This is a genomic window from Paracoccus sp. PARArs4, from assembly GCF_947311865.1.
GTDB classification, from domain to species: Bacteria; Pseudomonadota; Alphaproteobacteria; order Rhodobacterales; family Rhodobacteraceae; genus Paracoccus; species Paracoccus zeaxanthinifaciens.
Genome location: NZ_CAMZMW010000013.1, coordinates 57997 through 76591, shown reverse-complemented (window position 1 = coordinate 76591; position 18595 = coordinate 57997). Strand labels below are relative to the sequence as shown.

Annotated in this window: 21 protein-coding genes; 8 read left to right on the top strand and 13 right to left on the bottom strand. The window is 67.4% G+C overall.

Going from position 1 to position 18595, the window contains the following annotated elements:
- The first annotated feature begins 4 nt into the window (after nucleotides 1-4).
- Genes rimM through rpmE form a run of 4 tightly spaced genes read left to right on the top strand, consistent with a single transcriptional unit; the run spans nucleotide 5 to nucleotide 1993 of the window.
- Entirely contained in the window at nucleotides 5-517 is a 513-nt protein-coding gene (rimM, locus tag QMZ16_RS11810; RefSeq protein ID WP_282603412.1) for a ribosome maturation factor RimM, read from the top strand.
- Complete coding sequence (gene trmD, locus QMZ16_RS11805) at nucleotides 514-1380, top strand: tRNA (guanosine(37)-N1)-methyltransferase TrmD (protein ID WP_282603411.1); 867 nt, start codon at nucleotides 514-516, stop codon at nucleotides 1378-1380. The genes rimM and trmD overlap by 4 nt, the downstream gene beginning before the upstream one ends.
- A gap of 2 nt (nucleotides 1381-1382) precedes the next feature.
- A complete protein-coding gene (gene rplS / locus QMZ16_RS11800) occupies nucleotides 1383-1760 on the top strand; it encodes a 50S ribosomal protein L19 (protein WP_022707703.1) in 378 nt (125 codons plus the stop codon).
- A gap of 11 nt (nucleotides 1761-1771) precedes the next feature.
- Nucleotides 1772-1993: a 50S ribosomal protein L31 gene (rpmE, locus tag QMZ16_RS11795; protein WP_022707704.1), complete on the top strand. Its 222-nt coding sequence runs from the start codon at nucleotides 1772-1774 to the stop codon at nucleotides 1991-1993.
- 61 nt (nucleotides 1994-2054) lie between these two features.
- Here rpmE and QMZ16_RS11790 read toward each other — a convergent pair whose 3' ends face one another.
- Both QMZ16_RS11790 and QMZ16_RS11785 read right to left on the bottom strand, forming a co-directional pair.
- Complete coding sequence (locus QMZ16_RS11790; protein ID WP_282603410.1) at nucleotides 2055-2972, bottom strand: acyltransferase; 918 nt, start codon at nucleotides 2970-2972, stop codon at nucleotides 2055-2057.
- Nucleotides 2973-3060: 88 nt separating this feature from the next.
- Entirely contained in the window at nucleotides 3061-5046 is a 1986-nt protein-coding gene (locus QMZ16_RS11785) for a protein meaA (RefSeq protein WP_282603409.1), read from the bottom strand.
- Between the two features lie 185 nt (nucleotides 5047-5231).
- Here QMZ16_RS11785 and ccrA point away from each other — a divergent pair, with 185 nt between their 5' ends.
- Together ccrA and QMZ16_RS11775 are read left to right on the top strand one after the other, a co-directional pair.
- Complete coding sequence (ccrA, locus tag QMZ16_RS11780; protein ID WP_282603408.1) at nucleotides 5232-6518, top strand: crotonyl-CoA carboxylase/reductase; 1287 nt, start codon at nucleotides 5232-5234, stop codon at nucleotides 6516-6518.
- Nucleotides 6519-6584: 66 nt separating this feature from the next.
- The gene (locus tag QMZ16_RS11775) at nucleotides 6585-8114 is read left to right on the top strand and encodes an AAA family ATPase (RefSeq protein ID WP_282603407.1); all 1530 of its coding nucleotides are present in this window, start codon (nucleotides 6585-6587) and stop codon (nucleotides 8112-8114) included.
- Nucleotides 8115-8117: 3 nt separating this feature from the next.
- Here QMZ16_RS11775 and QMZ16_RS11770 read toward each other — a convergent pair whose 3' ends face one another.
- Together QMZ16_RS11770 and QMZ16_RS11765 are read right to left on the bottom strand one after the other, a co-directional pair.
- Nucleotides 8118-8891 (bottom strand): EcsC family protein, encoded by a 774-nt coding sequence (locus tag QMZ16_RS11770; protein WP_282603406.1) that lies wholly within the window; start codon nucleotides 8889-8891, stop codon nucleotides 8118-8120.
- 10 nt (nucleotides 8892-8901) lie between these two features.
- Nucleotides 8902-9402 (bottom strand): N-acetyltransferase, encoded by a 501-nt coding sequence (locus QMZ16_RS11765; RefSeq protein WP_282603405.1) that lies wholly within the window; start codon nucleotides 9400-9402, stop codon nucleotides 8902-8904.
- Nucleotides 9403-9516: 114 nt separating this feature from the next.
- Here QMZ16_RS11765 and QMZ16_RS11760 point away from each other — a divergent pair, with 114 nt between their 5' ends.
- Nucleotides 9517-10119: a flavin reductase family protein gene (locus tag QMZ16_RS11760; RefSeq protein ID WP_282603404.1), complete on the top strand. Its 603-nt coding sequence runs from the start codon at nucleotides 9517-9519 to the stop codon at nucleotides 10117-10119.
- Nucleotides 10116-10649: an adenine phosphoribosyltransferase gene (locus tag QMZ16_RS11755; protein ID WP_022707712.1), complete on the top strand. Its 534-nt coding sequence runs from the start codon at nucleotides 10116-10118 to the stop codon at nucleotides 10647-10649. The genes QMZ16_RS11760 and QMZ16_RS11755 overlap by 4 nt, the downstream gene beginning before the upstream one ends.
- Here QMZ16_RS11755 and QMZ16_RS11750 read toward each other — a convergent pair.
- From QMZ16_RS11750 to cyoE, 9 genes are all read right to left on the bottom strand, one after another.
- A complete protein-coding gene (locus QMZ16_RS11750; protein ID WP_282603403.1) occupies nucleotides 10643-12043 on the bottom strand; it encodes an FAD-binding oxidoreductase in 1401 nt (466 codons plus the stop codon). The genes QMZ16_RS11755 and QMZ16_RS11750 overlap by 7 nt on opposite strands.
- 10 nt (nucleotides 12044-12053) lie before the next feature.
- On the bottom strand, nucleotides 12054-12635 hold the full coding sequence (locus QMZ16_RS11745) for a GNAT family protein (protein WP_282603433.1): 582 nt from the start codon (nucleotides 12633-12635) through the stop codon (nucleotides 12054-12056).
- Complete coding sequence (locus tag QMZ16_RS11740; protein ID WP_022707715.1) at nucleotides 12635-13909, bottom strand: pitrilysin family protein; 1275 nt, start codon at nucleotides 13907-13909, stop codon at nucleotides 12635-12637. Before QMZ16_RS11740 ends, QMZ16_RS11745 begins: the two co-directional genes overlap by 1 nt.
- Nucleotides 13906-15282 carry a threonine synthase gene (thrC, locus tag QMZ16_RS11735; RefSeq protein WP_282603402.1) on the bottom strand — a complete coding sequence of 459 codons (1377 nt, stop codon included), beginning with the start codon at nucleotides 15280-15282 and terminating at the stop codon, nucleotides 13906-13908. The genes QMZ16_RS11740 and thrC overlap by 4 nt, the downstream gene beginning before the upstream one ends.
- A gap of 10 nt (nucleotides 15283-15292) precedes the next feature.
- Nucleotides 15293-15964 carry an SURF1 family protein gene (locus QMZ16_RS11730; RefSeq protein ID WP_282603401.1) on the bottom strand — a complete coding sequence of 224 codons (672 nt, stop codon included), beginning with the start codon at nucleotides 15962-15964 and terminating at the stop codon, nucleotides 15293-15295.
- 75 nt (nucleotides 15965-16039) lie between these two features.
- Complete coding sequence (locus tag QMZ16_RS11725; protein WP_022707718.1) at nucleotides 16040-16867, bottom strand: cytochrome c oxidase subunit 3; 828 nt, start codon at nucleotides 16865-16867, stop codon at nucleotides 16040-16042.
- A 36-nt stretch (nucleotides 16868-16903) separates the two neighbouring features.
- Nucleotides 16904-17476: a cytochrome c oxidase assembly protein gene (locus QMZ16_RS11720; protein WP_282603400.1), complete on the bottom strand. Its 573-nt coding sequence runs from the start codon at nucleotides 17474-17476 to the stop codon at nucleotides 16904-16906.
- Nucleotides 17473-17664 (bottom strand): hypothetical protein, encoded by a 192-nt coding sequence (locus tag QMZ16_RS11715; RefSeq protein WP_156845233.1) that lies wholly within the window; start codon nucleotides 17662-17664, stop codon nucleotides 17473-17475. Before QMZ16_RS11715 ends, QMZ16_RS11720 begins: the two co-directional genes overlap by 4 nt.
- Nucleotides 17664-18581, bottom strand: coding sequence for a heme o synthase (cyoE, locus tag QMZ16_RS11710; protein ID WP_022707720.1), 918 nt, complete (start codon nucleotides 18579-18581; stop codon nucleotides 17664-17666). The genes QMZ16_RS11715 and cyoE overlap by 1 nt, the downstream gene beginning before the upstream one ends.
- Between the last annotated feature and the right edge of the window lie 14 nt (nucleotides 18582-18595).

Here is an 18595-nt window from a genome sequence, read left to right as displayed (position 1 = left end):
AGCAATGACGGACAAGATCTGCGTCGGTGCCATTGCCGGAGCCTTCGGGGTTCAGGGCGAGGTTCGCCTGAAAAGCTTCTGCGCCGAGCCTTCGGACATCGCGGCCTATGGCCCGCTGACGACCGAGGACGGGCAGCGCAGCTTCCGGATCGACCTGACCCGCCCGGTGACCGGCGGCCTTGGCGCGCGCCTGACGGGCATCGCCACCCGCGAAGAGGCCGAGGCGCTGAAGGGCACCACCCTCTGGGCCCCGCGAGAGGCGCTGCCCTCGCTGCCCGACGACGAATTCTACCATGCCGACCTGATCGGGCTTCAGGTCTTCGATGCGGGCGGCGTGGCGCTTGGCCGCGTGCACGCGATCTATGATCACGGCGCGGGCGACATCCTCGAGGTGACGGGCCCCGCGGGACAGGTGCTGCTGCCCTTCACCCGCGAGATCGTCCCCACGGTGGACCTGACCGCAGGCCGCATCATCGCCGACCCGCCGGGCGAGGACGCCGCGGAAGACGCGGAATGAGCCAGGAGCCCAAATCGCATGGCCGCCTGACCATGCGCCCCAGCCTGCGCCCCCGCGAACTGATGGCGGAACCGCAGGTGATGGGCGCATGGACCGCGCGCATCGTCACCCTGTTCCCCGAGGCGTTTCCCGGCATCCTGGGCCTGTCGCTGACAGGCAAGGCCCTGTCGCAGGGCCTGTGGAACCTGGAAACCGTGCCGCTGCGCGAATTCGGCGTGGGCAAGCACCGCAACGTGGACGACACGCCCGCGGGCGGCGGGGCCGGCATGGTCATCCGCGCCGACGTGATGGACCAGGCGCTGCGCCACGCGGCGGGCAACAGCCCGCTGCCCGTGATCTACATGTCGCCGCGCGGCAAGCCGCTGACCCAAGCCCGCGCGCGCGAACTGGCGCAGGGCCCCGGCGTCACCCTGATCTGCGGCCGCTTCGAGGGCGTCGACCAGCGCGTCCTGGACGCCCACGGGGTCGAGGAGATCAGCATCGGCGACTATGTCCTCACCGGAGGAGAGATTGCCGCTCAGGTCTTGATCGACACGACGGTCCGCCTTATACCGCGCGTGCTGGGGAATCAGGATTCGCTGGCCGAGGAATCCTTTTCCGTCGGCAATCGGGGTCTTCTGGAGGCCCCCCAGTACACGAAACCCGCCCAATGGGACGGTCGCGAGATCCCCGACATTCTTCTGTCGGGAAATCACGCGGCCATTCATGCTTGGCGGGCCAGTGAGGCCGAAAGGCTGACCAAGGAACGCCGCCCCGACCTGTGGCGGGCATACCAGGACGGTATGGACCCGGCAAAGGACCGACAGCTCTCGGGCGCATCAGACCAATCGCGGAATCACCGCGAGCATGACGAGGAAACATAGCGATGAACCTGATCGCCCAACTGGAAGCCGAGCAGATCTCTGAACTCGGCAAGACCATTCCCGATTTCAAGGCCGGCGACACCGTTCGCGTCGGCTACAAGGTGACCGAAGGCACCCGTACGCGTGTTCAGGCCTATGAAGGCGTCTGCATCTCGCGCAAGGGCGGCAACGGCATCAGCGCCAGCTTCACCGTGCGCAAGATCAGCTTCGGCGAAGGCGTGGAACGCGTGTTCCCGCTGTACTCGACCAACATCGATTCGATCGAAGTGGTCCGCCGCGGCAAGGTCCGCCGCGCGAAGCTGTACTACCTGCGCGCACGCCGCGGCAAATCGGCACGTATCGCCGAAAAGACCAACTACAAGCCCAAAGCCAACGCCTGAGAGGTCGCCCGATGAAAAAGGACATCCACCCCGATTACCACATGATCGAAGTCAAGATGACGGACGGCACCGTCTATCAGACCCGGTCGACCTGGGGCGCCGAGGGCGAATCCATGTCGCTGGACATCGATCCGACCACGCACCCGGCATGGAACGGCGGCAGCTCGCGCCTCATGGATACCGGCGGCCGCGTGTCGAAGTTCAAGAACAAGTACGCAGGCCTGGGCTTCTGAGCCACGCGCCACGCGAACACGGAAACGCCGCCCATCCGGGCGGCGTTTTTCGTTCCAGGCATCAGGTCAGCAGCGACAGGACCGGCCGCCTGCGCGGTGCGCCCAGCCACCAGGCCAGCGCCGTGCTGACCGCCATGACGAAGACCGCCTTGGCGTTGCCCTCCAGCCCGAAGCGGCTGGCGGTGATCATGATCAGGATGTGGATGAAATAGACGAAGGCCGCCATCGAGGCGATGCGCTTGCCGTCCCAATCCCCGCCGACCTGCTTTGCTGCCAGGAAGACCAGCGGCGCCGCGACGAACAGACTGGCCATGCTGTCCACCCCGAAGCCTCCGCCCGCGATGCGGTACCACAGCAGGCTTTCGGCCATGACGGCGGCCAATGCCAATGCGACCCAATGCCCGCGGATGCGTGGCAGGCTGTCCGCCCCCGCCAGCAGCCAGCCCGTCGCGAAGAAGGGAAAGATCACGAATAGCCCGTTGCGATAGAAATCCAGCTGGATCGTCGCCCGCCCCGACAGGACGGCCCATTGCAGCGCCAGCCCCACGACTGCGCAGGCCAGCGCGGCAATGGCGACTGCCACACGGCCCCGCAGCGCCATCACCAGCAGCGCGCCCACCGCCAGCCCCGGCAGGAACCAAAGGTGGAAATACCCGAAGAAGAACAGCTGCGCCGCATGTCCGACCGATGACAGATCCGGCCCATAGATCGGCAGATAGACGACCATCCACATCACATAGAGCGACAGGATCCGCCAGACGAAGCCCGCCCCCCTGCCCGACCGCATCGCGCCAAGGAAGAAGAACCCCGAGATCAGCGCAAAGACCGGCACCGCCAGGCGATAGAGCCCGTTGATCAACACCTGCTGCGCCTGTCCCGACAGCCCGTCGGGAAAGCCGGTATGCAGCGCGATCACGCTCAGCGCTAACCCCATGCGCATCGGGTCGATGGCGCTGTTCCTGTCACTCGTTCCGGGCATCGAACCTCCGCCTGCCGTTTCGCCCTTTCAACAGCGGCGGCGGGCGCGGGTTCAAATCACCAAACCGCGCTCGGTGACAATCCGCGCATCAGGCGGCGGCGGTTTCCGGTTCGGCCAGCACGACGATGTCGCGCATGATGGCGTTCAGCTGGAAATCCTTGGGCGTATAGACTCGCGCGACCCCCATCCCCAGAAGCCGCGCCGCGTCCTCGTCGGGGATGATGCCGCCGACGATCACGGGCACATGGATCAGCCCCGCCGCGCGCATCCGCGCCATCACGTCCTCGATCAGCGGCAGGTGGCTGCCCGACAGGATCGACAGCCCGACGACATGGGCGTCCTCCTCCTGCGCGCGGGACACGATCTGCTCGGGCGTCAGGCGGATCCCCTCGTAGGTGATGTCCATGCCGCAGTCGCGGGCGCGAAAGGCGATCTGCTCGGCCCCGTTGGAATGCCCGTCCAGACCCGGCTTGCCCATGAGGAACTTCAGCCGGCGCCCCAGCCGCGCGCTGACAGCGTCCACCGCCTCGCGGATGTCGTCCAGCCCCTCGGTCCGGTTCGACGGGCTGGCAGAGACGCCGGTCGGCCCGCGATATTCGCCATGAACGGCACGCATCACGCCCGCCCATTCGCCGGTGGTGACACCCGCACGCGCCGCCTCGATGGATGCCGGCATGATGTTCGCGCCCTTCTGCGCGGCCACGCGCAGCGCGGCGAGGGCGGCCTCGATGGCCCCCTCGTCGCGTGCCTCGCGCCACGCCTGCAGCCGGTCCACCTGATCCTGTTCCACCGCCGGATCGACCACCATGATGCCGCCATCCCCCGCCGTCAGGGGCGAAGGCTCGCCCTGCTCCCACCGGTTGACGCCGACGACGACCGTCTCGTTCGTCTCGATCCGACCCAGCCGCGCCGCGTTCGATTCGACCAGCCGCGCCTTCATGTAATCGATGGCCGCGATCGCGCCGCCCATCCCGTCCAGCGCCGCCAGCTCGTCGCGGGCACCCTGCTTCAGCTCCTCGACCTTGGCCGCGATCACCGGGTTGCCGTCGAACAGGTCGCCATATTCCAGCAGGTCGGTCTCGTAGGCCAGGATCTGCTGCATGCGCAGCGACCATTGCTGGTCCCAGGGGCGCGGCAGGCCCAATGCCTCGTTCCAGGCGGGCAGCTGCACCGCACGCGCGCGCGCATTCTTCGAAAGGGTGACGGCCAGCATCTCCAGCAGGATGCGATAGACGTTGTTCTCGGGCTGCTGCTCGGTCAGGCCAAGGCTGTTGACCTGCACGCCGTAACGGAAGCGGCGGAACTTCTCCTCCTCGATGCCGTAACGCTCGCGGCAGATCTCGTCCCACAACTCGGTAAAGGCGCGCATCTTGCACAGCTCGGTCACGAAGCGGATGCCCGCGTTCACGAAGAAGCTGATGCGCCCGACCATTGCCGGGAACCCCTCGGGCGGGACCTTGCCCTTCAGATCGTCCAGCACCGCGATGGCCGTCGCCAGGGCATAGGCCAGCTCCTGCTCGGGCGTCGCGCCGGCCTCTTGCAGGTGATAGGAACAGACGTTCATCGGGTTCCATTTCGGCAGATGCGTGCGCGTATAGGCCGCGACATCGGTGATCATCGCCAGGCTGGGCGCGGGCGGGCAGATATAGGTGCCGCGCGACAGGTATTCCTTGATCAGGTCGTTCTGCACCGTGCCCTGCAGCGCCGCGATGTCGGCGCCCTGCTCCTCGGCCACGGCGATGTACAGCGCCAGCAGCCAGGGCGCCGTCGCGTTGATCGTCATCGAGGTGTTCATCTGCTCCAGCGGGATCTGGTCGAACAGCGCGCGCATGTCGCCCAGGTGGCAGACGGGCACGCCGACCTTGCCCACCTCGCCGCGCGCCAAGACGTGGTCGCTGTCATAGCCGGTCTGTGTCGGCAGGTCGAAGGCCACCGACAGGCCCGTCTGCCCCTTTGCCAGGTTCGCACGATACAGCGCGTTCGACGCCGCCGCCGTCGAATGCCCCGCATAGGTCCGGAAAAGCCAGGGTTTGTCCTTCTGGGTCATCGCATCACACCCGCAATAAAATTGCATCACGGGGATCGTTACAGAAACAAAACTGCCCCGTCAATTCGCCGCGGCGCGGAATACGCTGCGTCGCGGCAGACATAAAATTACCGAATATGGTTCACAACAGTTGCAATGTTGCGCAGTATTGCCGTAGCAAGATGACCATCAGCGGCGATTCTGCGCCGCGGCAAAGGGAAGGAGACGACACGATGGCCCTGGACGCCCCGAACCCGATCGCGCCCTATCAGGCGCCCGTGAAGGATCTCTATGACATCGGCGAGATGCCGCCCCTGGGCCATGTGCCCGCCAGGATGCATGCCTGGGCGATCCGTCGCGACCGCCAGGGCGAGCCCGACAAGGCGATGCAGCTCGAGGTCGTGGACACGCCCGCCATCGACAGCAACGAGGTGCTGGTCATGGTCATGGCCGCGGGCGTCAACTACAACGGCATCTGGGCGGGACTGGGCGTTCCGATCAGCATGTTCGACGTGCACAAGCAGCCCTTCCACATCGCGGGGTCGGACGCCTCGGGGATCGTCTGGGCGGTCGGCGACAAGGTCAAGCGCTGGAAGGTCGGCGACCAGGTCGTGATCCATTGCAACCAGGACGATGGCGACGACGAGGATTGCAACGGCGGCGACCCGATGTATTCGCCAACGCAGCGCATCTGGGGATACGAGACGCCGGATGGCAGCTTCGCCCAGTTCACCCGCGTGCAGGCGCAGCAGCTGATGCCTCGCCCCCAGCACCTGACATGGGAGGAATCGGCCTGCTACACGCTGACGCTGGCCACCGCCTATCGGATGCTGTTCGGCCATGAACCGCACGAGCTGAAGCCCGGCATGAACGTGCTGGTCTGGGGTGCATCGGGCGGGCTCGGGTCCTATGCGATCCAGCTGATCAACGCGGCGGGCGGCAACGCGATCGGCGTCATCTCCGAGGAGGACAAGCGCGACTTCGTCATGTCCCTCGGCGCCAAGGGTGTCATCAACCGCAAGGAGTTCAACTGCTGGGGCCAGCTGCCCACCGTGAACACCCCCGAATACAAGGAGTGGTTCAACGAGGTCCGCAAGTTCGGCAAGGCCATCTGGGACATCACCGGCAAGGGCAACAATGTCGACATCGTCTTCGAACATCCGGGCGAGGCGACGTTCCCCGTGTCCACCTTCGTCTGCAAGAAGGGCGGCATGGTCGTGATCTGCGCGGGCACCACCGGCTTCAACTGCACCTTCGACGTGCGCTACATGTGGATGCACCAGAAGCGCCTGCAGGGCAGCCATTTCGCCCATCTCAAGCAGGCCAGCGCGGCGAACAAGCTGATGCTGGAACGCCGGCTGGATCCCTGCATGTCCGAGGTCTTCCCCTGGGCCGAGATCCCGGCCGCGCACATGCAGATGTATCGCAACCAGCACAAGCCGGGGAACATGGCCGTCCTGGTCCAGTCCCCCGTCACCGGGCTGCGCACCTTCGAGGACGCGCTGGCCGCACGCGACTGAAGCCTGCACGAGGCCCCGCGATTGCGGGGCTTCGCTTTCCGTGCCCGCCGCGTTATCTCAGGGCGCATGACCCAGACCTCCGCCGCCCTGACCCTTTCGCCCGACCAGGCCACCGCCTGGGACCGGCTGGCCGAAACCTTCGAGGCCGCGGGCATCGACCTGACCGCCGAAGAGGTCGCCCCCGCGACCGAGGGCAAGGGACGCGTCATGGCCGTGATCGGCAAGGCGGGCTCGGGCAAGACGCTGATCCTGTCGCAGATCACCAAGGCCCTGCTGGCCGCGGGCGTGGACCTGATCAGCCCCGACTGGGAGGGACGCCGCCGCAAGGACCGCCGGTCGGTCGCGATCCTGGCCCCCACGAACAAGGCGGCCTTCGTGCTGCGGATGCGCGGAGTTCCGGCGACGACGATCCACCGCATCCTCTATACCCCCGTCTACGATCCGGAATACGAGAAGATCGCCGAATGGCTGACGGGCCAGGGCGACCGCCCGAACATCGAGGGGCTGGAGGATGTGGCGCTGGACCGCGCGCTGGCCTTCTATCAGCAGCACGCATCCATTCCGGGCGCACTGGCGGCGGCGGGCCTGCGCGGGTCCGATTTCATCCGCGGCTGGAGCAGGCGCGAGGAAGGGCTGGACGTGGGCCTCATCGACGAGGCGTCCATGCTGGACGAGAAGCAGTTCGACGACCTGCGAGAGATCTTCCCGACGCTGGTCCTGTTCGGCGATCCGGCGCAGTTGGCGCCCGTCGGGCAGTCCGGGGAAATGGTCTTCGACCGCCTTGCCCCCCAGCAGCGCCTGTACCTGGACCGCATCCACCGCCAATCGGATGACAGCCCGATCCTGGACCTGGCCCATGCGCTGGCCGATGACAGCCTGACCTTCGACGCGTTCGAGCGCATGATCCGCGACGCCGCCCGCCGCGACGACCGTGTGGTCTGGTCCGAACGTGTCGAAAGCGACCTGATGTCCCGTAGCCCGGTGCTGGTCTGGCGCAACGCGACCCGCATCCGCCTGATCCATGCCTTCCGCACCGCCTTCGGCGCGCCGGGCGATGCCTTGCTGCCGGGCGAGCCGCTGGTCTGCGACGGGATCGAGCTGCCGCTGAAGCACCGCAAGAAGCGCATCGACCTCGAGGCGCGCGGCCTCATCAAGGGGGCGCAGGTGGTCTATATGGGGCCGGGCCGCAAGCCGGGCTTCTCGCGCCTGCATGTCATCGGGGCCGAGGATCCGCGCCTGTCCGCGGCATCCATCGTCAAGATCGAGCTGCTGGACGAAGAGGAACCCTTCATCCCCTTCGCCGCCCGCATGGGGGCTACCTTCCTGCACGGGGCCGCCATCACGATCCACAAGTCCCAAGGCTCGCAATGGCGCGACGTGCAGGTCTTCGCGCCCGACATTTCCGCCGCCGCATGGTCGAACCGGACCGAGGCGGGCATCCCCCTGTGGAAGCGCCTTGCCTATGTCGCGATCACGCGGGCGCAGGAACGGCTGATCTGGGTGACGAAGCCGCGGCTTGCGCGTCCCTCGGGGCCGTTGACGACCGAGGATCTGCCCGTGCCGAACACCGCGCTGTCGCTGGAACAGCAGGGCTGAGGCTTATCGGGACAGCGCGCGGATGCGCATCTGCAGCGCCTCGGCCAGGGCCTCTTGCGGCAGGCCGGTTTCCTGCGACAGCCGCATCAGGCCGAAATGGACGCGCGCCATCTCCTGGTAATACCGCGCGAAGGTATAGTTGATCGAGGCACCGACCACCGCGCCGAAGACCGGTGCCGCCTGCGCGGCCATCTTCTGTCCCAGGGACACCGACAGGCGCGGCGCGACCTTGCTGATGAGGCCCTGCACGGTCTGACCGGTGACCGACATCCGCGCAGCAAGGAAACCCATATCGGTGCTGTCGTCATCCTCCATCGGGCCGGCGGCGGCGAAGATGCGCAGGCATTCCTTGCGCACGGCCTCGTCATCGGGGTCCAGCCCGTGTTCGGCGGCGATGTCCAGCATCGCCCGCAGCAGCAATGTCACGGTAAAGGGCAATTCCACCAGCGCACCCGCGAAACCGCCGATCCCCCCGGCGGCCCCGCTGAGCGTGGATGCCATGCGGTTGAACACGTCGCCCCGATCCCGCGTCACGCGGCGGCTGCCCGATGCCGCGCGGAACGCCCGCGACAGGGCGGCGCGGGTCGCCCCGTCCAGCCTGCTGCGCACGAAACCCGGCAGGCGGTCCAGCAACCCCTCGGCGCTGCTGCCAAGGCGGGTCAGCAGGTCGATGCCGATGCCCCCGGCGGCCAGATGCCTGCGTGCAAGCCGGTCGATCTGTTCATGAACGGAAGGGTCGGTGATCGGCGGCAGGACCATCGGGCGCTTGTCGGTCATGGTGCATCCTTCAATCGCGGGGGGCGGCCTCGTCGCGTGTCACCTGCCCCGTCACACCAACCCACGCGCCGGGCCGCAGTTCCAGACCCAGGACGCGGTCGGGATTCGTCGGCGGCGGCATCACCACCTCGTCCAGCTTCGCGAATCCGAAGCGCGAATAATAGGGGGCATCGCCCACCAGCAGGACGCGCCCGAAGCCCATCTGCCGCGCCCGCTCCAGGCTGTCGCGCATCAGGATCGCGCCCAGCCCCTCGCCCTGGGCGGTGGGATGGACCGCGATCGGCCCCAGCAGCAGCACCTTGCGACCGGCCACGCGCACCGGCCAGAACCGGATCGCCGCCAGCAGCGCGTCCCCGTCCCCGCGCAGCGCAAGGCACAGCGGCGCGACCGGCGCGACCCCGTCCCGCAGGCGATAGGAGGACAGCGCCGTCCGACCCGGCGCGAAGCACAGATCATAGAGCGCCTCGACCTCGGGGGTGTCGGCGGGCGTCTCGGGGTGGATCCGGTACATTGCACCTCCTGCACGTCTTCGCGCGGCGCATAGCACGCCACCCGGCCCTGCGGAACATTGCACCTGAAGAAATCCGGTGGCAGTTTGGGCGCGCATCATTCCAGGAGGCCGCCCATGTTCTATCGCCCCGAAGCCGGACACGGCCTGCCGCACAACCCCTTCAACGCCATCGTGGCCCCGCGCCCCATCGGCTGGATCTCGACCCGCGGCAAGCAGGGCGACAACCTTGCGCCTTACAGCTTCTTCAACGCGGTCGCCTATGTGCCGCCGCAGGTGATGTTCGCCTCGACCGGGGCGAAACCCGATCGCGGGGGCACCAAGGACAGCGTGGCCCAGATCATCGAAAGCGGCGTCTTCTGCGTCAATATCGGCACGGGCGACCTGCGCGAGGCGCTGAACGCGACCTCGGCGCCGCTGCCCGCCGGACAGTCCGAGGCCGAACATGCCGGCATCGACATGGCCCCCTGCGACACGATCGACTGCCTGCGCGTGCGCGACGCCGCCGCGTCGCTGGAATGCCGCATGACGCAGATCGTGCCGCTGGCCGGTCAGTCGAACTTTGCCGTCTTCGGCGTGGTGACGGGCGTGCACATGCGCGACGACTGCATCGTGGACGGGCGCTTCGACCCCCGCGCGGCTGGCGGCTGGATTGCACGCCTGGGCTACAAGGACTATGCCGCCGTGACCGATTTGTTCGAGATGGAGCGTCCGGCATGAGCCGCAGCGTCAAGGATTACATCCGCAGCATTCACGACTTCCCGAAGGAAGGCATCATCTTCCGCGACGTGACGACCCTGTTCGCCGATGCGCGCGGGTTCCGCATGGCCGTGGACCAGATCCTGCACGGCTATGCCGGGGACCGGATCGACAAGGTCGTGGGCCTCGAGGCGCGCGGCTTCATCCTGGGCGGCGCGGTGGCGCACCAACTGTCCACGGGCTTCGTGCCGATCCGCAAGAAGGGCAAGCTGCCCGGCACCGTCATCTCCGAGGCGTATCAGCTGGAATACGGCGAGGCCGTGATGGAGATCCATGACGATGCGCTGAAGCCGGGCGAACGAGTGCTGATCGTGGACGACCTGCTGGCGACCGGCGGCACCGCCGAGGCCAGCATCAAGCTGTGCCGCCGCCTGGGCGCCGAGGTCGTGGGCTGCGCCTTCGTCATCGACCTGCCCGACCTGGGCGGGCGCAAGCTGCTGGAGGGCATGGACATGCCCGTCCACGCGCTGTGCGAATTCGACGGTCACTGAGCCAGGACGGCACCCGGATTCATGATGCCAAGGGGGTCCAGCGCCCCCTTGATGGCCCGCATGGCCGACAGGCGCACCGGATCGCCCCAACGGGCCAGGTCCTGCGCCTTCAGCCGCCCCACCCCGTGTTCGGCCGAAAACGAGCCGCCGCGTTCGACGACCATCTCGTGGATCATCCGCGACAGGTCGCGGCGGCGGTCGTCGTATTCCTCGCGCACGCGCCCCTTGGCGGGGAACAGGTTGTAATGCAGGTTACCGTCGCCCAGATGGCCGAAGCAGTTGATGCGCATGTCGCCCTGCCCCGCCATCATCGCCCCCGCATCCGCGATGAAGCGCGACACCTCTGACAGGGGCAGGCTGATGTCGTGGCTGGCGATCGCGCCGACATGGCGGTTGGCCAGCGGAATATGTTCGCGCAGGGCCCACAGGTCCGCGGCCTGCTGGCCCGATTGCGCGACGGTGCCGTCGCTGACCAGCCCGGCATCAAGGCCAGCGGTGAACAGCCCCTCGAGTGCTGCATCGGCGGACAGGCCCGCAGGCAGGCCGACCTCGATCAGCGCCATCCATTCGGGCGCGGGGTCGAAGGGCTGGCGCATGTCCGGAAACGCCTCGGACAGGAAGCGCATCCCCTGCCCCGAGATCAGCTCGAACGCGGTGACGCCGCCCGCCATGCGCGCCTGCGCAAGCGACAGCAGCGACAGCGCAGACGCGGGGCTGTCCACGACCATCATCGCGACGCCCGTCTCGGCGGGCAGCGGCGCCAGCACCAACGAGGCCGCAGTGATCACGCCAAGCGTGCCCTCGGCCCCGATCAACAGGTCGCGCATGTCGTATCCGGTATTGTCCTTCCGCAGCCGCTTGAGGTCGCGCATGACCTCGCCCGAGGGCAGGACCGCCTCGACGCCCAGGCACAGGGCGCGGGCATTGCCGTGGCGCAGCACGTTCACCCCGCCCGCATTGGTCGACAGCACGCCGCCAATCTGGGCGCTGCCCTGCGATGCCAGGGACAGCGGGAACTGGCGCCCCACCGCTGCCGCAGCGTCGCGGGCCGATTGCAGGGTCGCCCCGGCCTCGGCGATCATCACGCCTTCCTCGGGCCAGGTGGCGCGGATGGCGGTCATCCGCTCCATCGACAGGACCAGGGGCGCGGGGCCGTCGGGCATGACGTTGCCGCCGACAAGGCCCGTGCCGCCGCCGCGCGGGACGACAGCCACGCGGGCTTCGGCGCAGGCGCGGATGACGGCGGCGCATTCCTCGGCGTCGCGGGGGGCGGCGACAAGGCCCGCCTGACCGCGGAAACGCCCGCGCGGTTCCTCGACATGGGCGGGGGTGACCTCTCGCAGGACGCCTTCGGGCAGGCGGGCGGCAAGGCGGTCGTCGGCGGGGTTCAGCATGGGCAACCTGTCAGCGGATATCGGTGCGGCCGCGCCTGTCCAGCCGCAGGTTGGAATAGAGGACGTGGTTCCGCCAGCGCCCCGCGATCTGCAGATAGCTCTGGGCGACGCCCTCGTACTTGAAGCCGGACTTCTCCAGGACCCCGCGCGAGGCGGCGTTCTCGGGCAGGCAGGCGGCCTCGATCCGGGACAGGTCCAGCGTGGTGAAGGCGTGATGGACCAGCACGCCGATCGCCTCGGCCATGTAGCCCATCCGCGCGTGCGGCTGGCCGATCCAGTACCCGATCGTGCCCGATTGCGCGGGGCCGCGGCGGATGTTGTCCAGCGTGATCGCCCCCACCAGAACCCCGTCGCGGCGCATGATGAACAGCGGCCAGGCGCTGCCCTGCCTGCTGGCGCGGGCGGCCCAGTAGACGCGGTTGGTAAAGCTTTTGCGGGTCAGGTGGTCGGGGGCCCAGACGGGCTCCCACGGCGTCAGGAAGTCACGGCTTTCGGCACGCAGGGTGCTCCAGGCCGTGAAATCCGTATGTTGGGGCAGGCGCAGCACGATCCGTTCGGCGTCCAGCCGGAAGGAACGTCGCCGCGCCATGATCATGCGGCCAACCTTTCGATCAACGCATCGCGCGACGGCGCCCGCGACACGGGACCATAGAGCGCGAGCGCAGGCCGGGCATTGGCGATCAGCCCTTCGGCATGGGCGCGGACATCGGCCGCGGTGACCGCGGCGATACGCTCGGCCACCTCGGCGGGATCGGGCACGCGGCCCCAGATCGCCAGCGTCCGCGCCGCGCGTTCGGCCTGCGCGGACGGGCTTTCGAGGCCCATCAGCAGCCCCGCGCGCAGCTGCGCCTTGGCGCGCGCGATCTCGGCCTCGGTCATGTCCTCGGCGGCGCGCTTGATCTCGTCGATGGTCAGGTTCGCCAGATCGCCCAGATCCTCGGCGCCGGTGCCCGCATAGACGGTCATCATGCCGGTATCGTCATGGAAGCCCGACTGCGCGAAGATCGTGTAGCACAGGCCGCGCTCCTCGCGGATCTTCTGGAACAGCCGCGAGGACATCCCGCCCCCGAGCGCCGCCGAGAATATCTGCGAGGCGTAGAAGTCCGGCGCGTGATAGCCCGGCCCCTCGAGCGCCAGCGCGAAATGCGCCTGTTCCAGCTGCTTGTCGCGGCGGAATTCGAGGCCCTGCCAACGTGCACCCTCGCGCTTGGCCTGCGGACGCGGCGCGACATGGCCAAGCGTCGCCTCGGCCAGGCGCACGATGCGGTCGTGATCGACCGCACCTGCCGCCGCGACGATCATCTGGCCGGGGCCGTAATGCTCGGTCACGAAACCCGCCAGATCTTCGCGGCCGAAACCGCTGACACGCTCGGCCGGGCCCAGGATCGTGCGACCGATGGGCTGGTCGGGATAGGCGGCCTCTTGCAGCCAGTCGAAGATGATGTCGTCGGGCGTGTCCAGCGACTGCCCGATCTCCTGCAGGATCACGCCGCGCTCGACCTCGATCTCTCGTTGATCGAAGACGGGGTTCAGGACGATGTCGCTGATGACGTCGAAGGCCAGGTCCACGTCCTGTTCCAGCACGCGCACGTAATAGGCCGTCGCATCGCGCGAGGTATAGGCGTTGATATAGCCGCCCACATCCTCGATCGCCTCGGCGATCTGCAGGGCGCTGCGGGTCTTGGTGCCCTTGAACGCCATGTGTTCGAGGAAATGCGCGATGCCGTTCTGTTCGGCGCGCTCGTTGCGCCCGCCCGCGCTGACCCAGACGCCCAGGGCCGCGGAATGCAGCCCCGGCATCTGGCGCGTGACGATGCGCAGGCCGTTGGGAAGGGTCGTCAGTCGGCTGTTGGGGTCCTGGTTCAATTCGTCCTCCGGTCGAGGATCAGCGATTTAAGCGCCTCGACGTCGTTTTCAACCCGGGTGACGCGTTCGGGCAGATCGAACAGCCCCGCCATGTGCAGCGGCAGGCCGGGGCGTTCGCCGATGGCGTTCTCCACCGCGTCGGGGAATTTCGCGGGATGGGCGGTGGCCAGCGTGACCATCGGGACGCCCGGTTCGATGTTGCGTTCGGCCACCGCGACGCCGATGGCGCTGTGGGGGCACAGGATTTCGCCCGTGGCATCGCGGGTGGCGCGGATCTGGGCGGTGGTTTCCTCTTCGCCGACGCGGCCCGACAGGAACTCGTCGCGCAGGGTTTCCAGCGCGCCCTGGCTGATCGAGAAGCCGCCGGCCTTCAGCTCGTCCATCAGCTGGCCGATCGCGCCCGCATCCTTGTCATAGGCCAGGTACAGCGCGCGTTCGAAGTTCGAGCTGACCTGGATGTCCATCGACGGGCTTATCGAGGGCGCAACCTCGCCCACGCGATATTCGCCGGTGGTCAGCGCGCGGTGCAGGATATCGTTCTGGTTCGTGGCGACGATCAGGCGACGGACCGGCAGGCCCATGCGGCGCGCGATGCTGCCCGCGAAGATGTCGCCGAAATTGCCGGTCGGCACGCAGAAATCGGTCGGGCGCATCCCGAGGCTGGCCGCCGCGGTGAAATAGTACACGATCTGGGCCACGACCCGCGCCCAGTTGATGCTGTTCACGCCCGCAAGCCCGACGGTGTCGCGGAAATCGTGGTCGTTGAACAGGTCCTTGAGCCGCGCCTGGCAGTCGTCGAAATGGCCGGTCAGCGCCAGCGCGTGGACGTTCTGCGCGTCGGGCGTGGTCATCTGGCGGCGCTGCACCTCGGAGACGCGGCCATGCGGGTACATGATGAACACGTCGACATTGTCGATGCCCTTGAACGCCTCGATCGCGGCGGAGCCGGTATCCCCCGAGGTCGCGCCCACGATGGTGATCCGCTGGCCGGACCGCTTCAGCGCGATCTGGAACAGCTGGGCGATCAGCTGCATCGCGAAGTCCTTGAAGGCCAGCGTCGGGCCGTGGAACAGCTCCAGCAGGTGATGGCCGGGGGCCAGCTGCACCAGCGGCGCGCGGGCCGCATGGCTGATCCGGTCATATGCGCGGTCGATGGCGCCGCGCAGTTCCGCGTCGGTGAAGCAGTCGCCCGTGAAGGGGCGGATCACGCGGAAGGCGATCTCCTCGTAGGACAGGCCGTCCATCCGGTCCAGGCCGTCGATGGTCGGGATCGTCTCGGGCAGGTACAGCCCCCCGTCACGCGCCAGACCGGACAGCATGGCTTGTTCGAAATCCAGGCTCGGGGCCTCTCCGCGGGTCGAGACGTAACGCATCGGCAATCCTTCAATAGCTGCGCTGCCTGATACGCCAGATCAGCGCCAGTGTCATCACCGCCCATGTGGCGGCGATCATGAACCACTGCAGGGCATAGGACAGGTGGTTGTTCGGTATCCCCTCGATCGCGACGGGGATGGGGTCGGCGCCCTGGTTGTCGCCCTGCACGAAGCTGGCGACGACCAAGACGGGCTCGGTGTTCAGCTGGGCGGCCATGGCGTCCACGTCGCGGGCGAACCAGATATTCTCGTCCAGGTTCGGCGCGGGGGTCGATCCGCTGGCATCCTGCGGCCAGTGCAGGTTGCCCGTCACCTGCAGGCGCGTCGGGCCGCGGTGCAGGTGCCGGTCGTCCTGCGGCACGAAGCCCCGGTCCAGCAGGATCGCACGTCCGTCATCCGTGATGAAGCGCGACACGACCTGATAGCCCGCGCCCTGTTCCTTGGTGTGGGACAACACGTCGATCTCGGCCCCCGAGGTGGTGCCGGCGACGGTCACGGGCAGGTATTTCATCGAGGGATCGACATCGGCGGGCAGCGGGACCGGTTCGGCGTCGATCCCCTGCCGGATCTGGTCCAGCATCGCTTCCTTCCAGTCGCGACGGTCCAGCTGCCACAAGCCCAGCTGGACCAGGATGGCGCATCCGACGATGCCGATCAGGACGGGAAACAGATAGCGGCGCATGGGCTTTCCGGCGGGCCATGACGAAAAACGCGCGGGGAGACATCCCCCGCGCGCCCTGTCGTCGCGATTGGGGGATCAGCTGCCCCAGACGTAGATGACGGCGAACAGCACCAGCCAGATCACGTCGACGAAGTGCCAGTACCAGGCGGCGGCCTCGAAGCCGATATGCTGGTCGCGGGTCATCTGGCCGCGCATGAAGCGGATCAGGCAGACCAGCAGGAAGATCGTGCCGATGATGACATGCAGCCCGTGGAAGCCGGTCGCGATGTAGAAGGCCGAGGCATAGGCCGTGTCGGCCAGGCCGAAGGCCGCGTGGCTGTATTCGTATGCCTGCAGACCGGTGAAGAAGACGCCCAGGACGACGGCGATGGCCAGGCCGTTGATGGTCGTCTTGCGGTCACCCTCGTGCGCCCAGGCGTGGTGGGCCCAGGTGACGGCCACGCCCGACAGCAGCAGGATCAGCGTGTTGATGAAGGGCAGGTGCCAGGGGTCGAAGGTCTGGATGCCCTCGGGCGGCCAGACGCCGTCGGTGATCGGGCTCTGCTCGCCCATCGGATAGAGGGCGTTCTTCATGAAGTTCCAGAACAGCGACACGAACAGCATCGCCTCGGACAGCACGAACAGGATGAAGCCGACCTGCAGGCCGATGCGCACGACCGGGGTGTGATCGCCCGATTCAGCCTCGCGGACGACATCGGCCCACCAGCCGAAGGCGACATAGCAGGTCGCGATCAGGCCGATCGCGAAGACCCAGGGACCGGTGAGCGGCGCGCCCATCACGGTGACATCCCCGGTCATCCATGCGACGGCGCCGAACAGCATGACGAACACCCCCACCGAGGCGAGGAACGGCCAGATCGAGGCCGGCAGAATGTGGTAATCGTGGTTCTTTGCGTGCGCCATCGTTGGATCCCCAGAGGCCCCCTCTTTGTCTTCAGGTCAGTTGATGGTCCCGGACGTGCCCGTGTCAAGCGCAGCGCTCTTGGGTTCGGTCCGATGGAAGGTATAGGACAGGGTGATGTCGCGCACCCAGGACGCGTCGCGATCCTCGACCAGTTCGGGATCGACGAAGAAGCTGACCGGCATCTCGATCCGCTCTCCGGGCTGAAGCGTCTGCTCGGTGAAGCAGAAGCATTCGACCTTGATGAAATAATAGCCCGACACCTCGGGGGCGACGTTGTAGCTGGCGGTCCCCGTCAGCGGCTCGTCGGTGTTGTTGATGGCCTCGTAGAAGGCCAGCCCGTTTTCCCCGATGCGCAGGTCCATGCGCGTCTGCATGGGCCGGAAGGTCCAGCCCAGATTGTCGTCCACATTCGCGTCGAAGCGCACGCGCACGATCTCGTCCAGGACCTCGTCCGAGGCGCTTTCGGCGACCTGCGTGGTGCCGCCGAACCCGGTCACGCGGCAGAACCAGTTGTAGAAGGGCACGGCGGCCCAGGCCAGCGCGCCCATGGTCAGGACGACGGCCAGAAGCGCGGTGACGGTGCGGGCCTCGGGGCTCAGGCGCTTCATTCGGCCTCCTCGGTCTCGGCCGGTGTCAGCGAGACGCGCGGGCTATGGTCGAACGCCTCCATCAGGTCGCCCTGGCGGACCTTGACCACGGTCAGCGCGAAGACCAGCGCGACGAAGGCCAGAAGAACCAGCCCAAGCCCGACATTGCGCGACCGGCGGCGCGAGTGCAGTTCGTGTTCGGTACGCATTACCAGCCCCCCAGCCAGCTTTGGATCAGCAGCGCGAGGAAATGCACGAACAGGTAATAGAGCGACAGCCGGAAGACGCGCTTCTCAACGGCATAGTCGTCGGCGATCGCCTGATCCTCGGACCGGCGGAAGATCTGCCAGCAGCCGCGCAGGAAGGCCACGTTCAGCACCACCGCCACCGCCATGTACAGCGGCCCGCCCACCGAGGTCAGGCCCAGCCCGATCGCGAAGGGCGCAAGCGCCACGGCATAGGCCAGGATGTGCCGGCGGGTCGAGCGGCGGCCATGCGTCACCGTCAGCATCGGCACGCCCGCGCGGTGGTAATCTTCCTTCATGAACAGCGCCAGCGCCCAGAAATGCGGCGGCGTCCAGACGAAGATCAGCATGAACATCAGGATGGATTCGATGCCGATGCCGCCCGTCGCGCAGGCCCAGCCGATCATCGGCGGAAACGCCCCCGCCGCACCGCCGATGACGATGTTCTGCGGGGTCGAGCGCTTGAGCCAGACGGTGTAGACGACGGCATAGAAGAAGATCGTGAAGGCGAGGAAAGCGGCGGCGAACCAGTTGGCCACCAGCCCCAGCATCATCACCGAGATGACGCTCAGCACGATCCCGAGGCCGAGCGCCTCGTTTTCCTGCACGAGGCCCGCGGGGATGGGGCGCGAACGGGTGCGGTTCATGACCGCGTCGATGTCGCGGTCGTACCACATGTTCAGCGCGCCCGAGGCCCCGCCGCCAAGCGCGATGAACAGCACGGCGCAGAAGCCGATGAAGGGATGCACGTCGACCGGCGCGACCCACAGGCCCACGAAGGCGGTGAAGACCACCAGCGACATCACGCGCGGTTTCAGCAGCGCGACGTAATCGCGGAACTCGCCCTCGGGGCTTGCGTCATATGCGTTGATGTCGGTCATCGGGCCTTCACGGT

Coding starts and splice junctions, on each gene's coding strand:
- rimM (WP_282603412.1), top strand. CDS start 5: ATGACGGACAAGATCTGCGTCGGTGCCATTGCCGGAGCCTTCGGGGTT.
- trmD (WP_282603411.1), top strand. CDS start 514: ATGAGCCAGGAGCCCAAATCGCATGGCCGCCTGACCATGCGCCCCAGC.
- rplS (WP_022707703.1), top strand. CDS start 1,383: ATGAACCTGATCGCCCAACTGGAAGCCGAGCAGATCTCTGAACTCGGC.
- rpmE (WP_022707704.1), top strand. CDS start 1,772: ATGAAAAAGGACATCCACCCCGATTACCACATGATCGAAGTCAAGATG.
- QMZ16_RS11790 (WP_282603410.1), bottom strand. CDS start 2,972: ATGCCCGGAACGAGTGACAGGAACAGCGCCATCGACCCGATGCGCATG.
- QMZ16_RS11785 (WP_282603409.1), bottom strand. CDS start 5,046: ATGCAATTTTATTGCGGGTGTGATGCGATGACCCAGAAGGACAAACCC.
- ccrA (WP_282603408.1), top strand. CDS start 5,232: ATGGCCCTGGACGCCCCGAACCCGATCGCGCCCTATCAGGCGCCCGTG.
- QMZ16_RS11775 (WP_282603407.1), top strand. CDS start 6,585: ATGACCCAGACCTCCGCCGCCCTGACCCTTTCGCCCGACCAGGCCACC.
- QMZ16_RS11770 (WP_282603406.1), bottom strand. CDS start 8,891: ATGACCGACAAGCGCCCGATGGTCCTGCCGCCGATCACCGACCCTTCC.
- QMZ16_RS11765 (WP_282603405.1), bottom strand. CDS start 9,402: ATGTACCGGATCCACCCCGAGACGCCCGCCGACACCCCCGAGGTCGAG.
- QMZ16_RS11760 (WP_282603404.1), top strand. CDS start 9,517: ATGTTCTATCGCCCCGAAGCCGGACACGGCCTGCCGCACAACCCCTTC.
- QMZ16_RS11755 (WP_022707712.1), top strand. CDS start 10,116: ATGAGCCGCAGCGTCAAGGATTACATCCGCAGCATTCACGACTTCCCG.
- QMZ16_RS11750 (WP_282603403.1), bottom strand. CDS start 12,043: ATGCTGAACCCCGCCGACGACCGCCTTGCCGCCCGCCTGCCCGAAGGC.
- thrC (WP_282603402.1), bottom strand. CDS start 15,282: ATGCGTTACGTCTCGACCCGCGGAGAGGCCCCGAGCCTGGATTTCGAA.
- QMZ16_RS11730 (WP_282603401.1), bottom strand. CDS start 15,964: ATGCGCCGCTATCTGTTTCCCGTCCTGATCGGCATCGTCGGATGCGCC.
- QMZ16_RS11725 (WP_022707718.1), bottom strand. CDS start 16,867: ATGGCGCACGCAAAGAACCACGATTACCACATTCTGCCGGCCTCGATC.
- QMZ16_RS11720 (WP_282603400.1), bottom strand. CDS start 17,476: ATGAAGCGCCTGAGCCCCGAGGCCCGCACCGTCACCGCGCTTCTGGCC.
- QMZ16_RS11715 (WP_156845233.1), bottom strand. CDS start 17,664: ATGCGTACCGAACACGAACTGCACTCGCGCCGCCGGTCGCGCAATGTC.
- cyoE (WP_022707720.1), bottom strand. CDS start 18,581: ATGACCGACATCAACGCATATGACGCAAGCCCCGAGGGCGAGTTCCGC.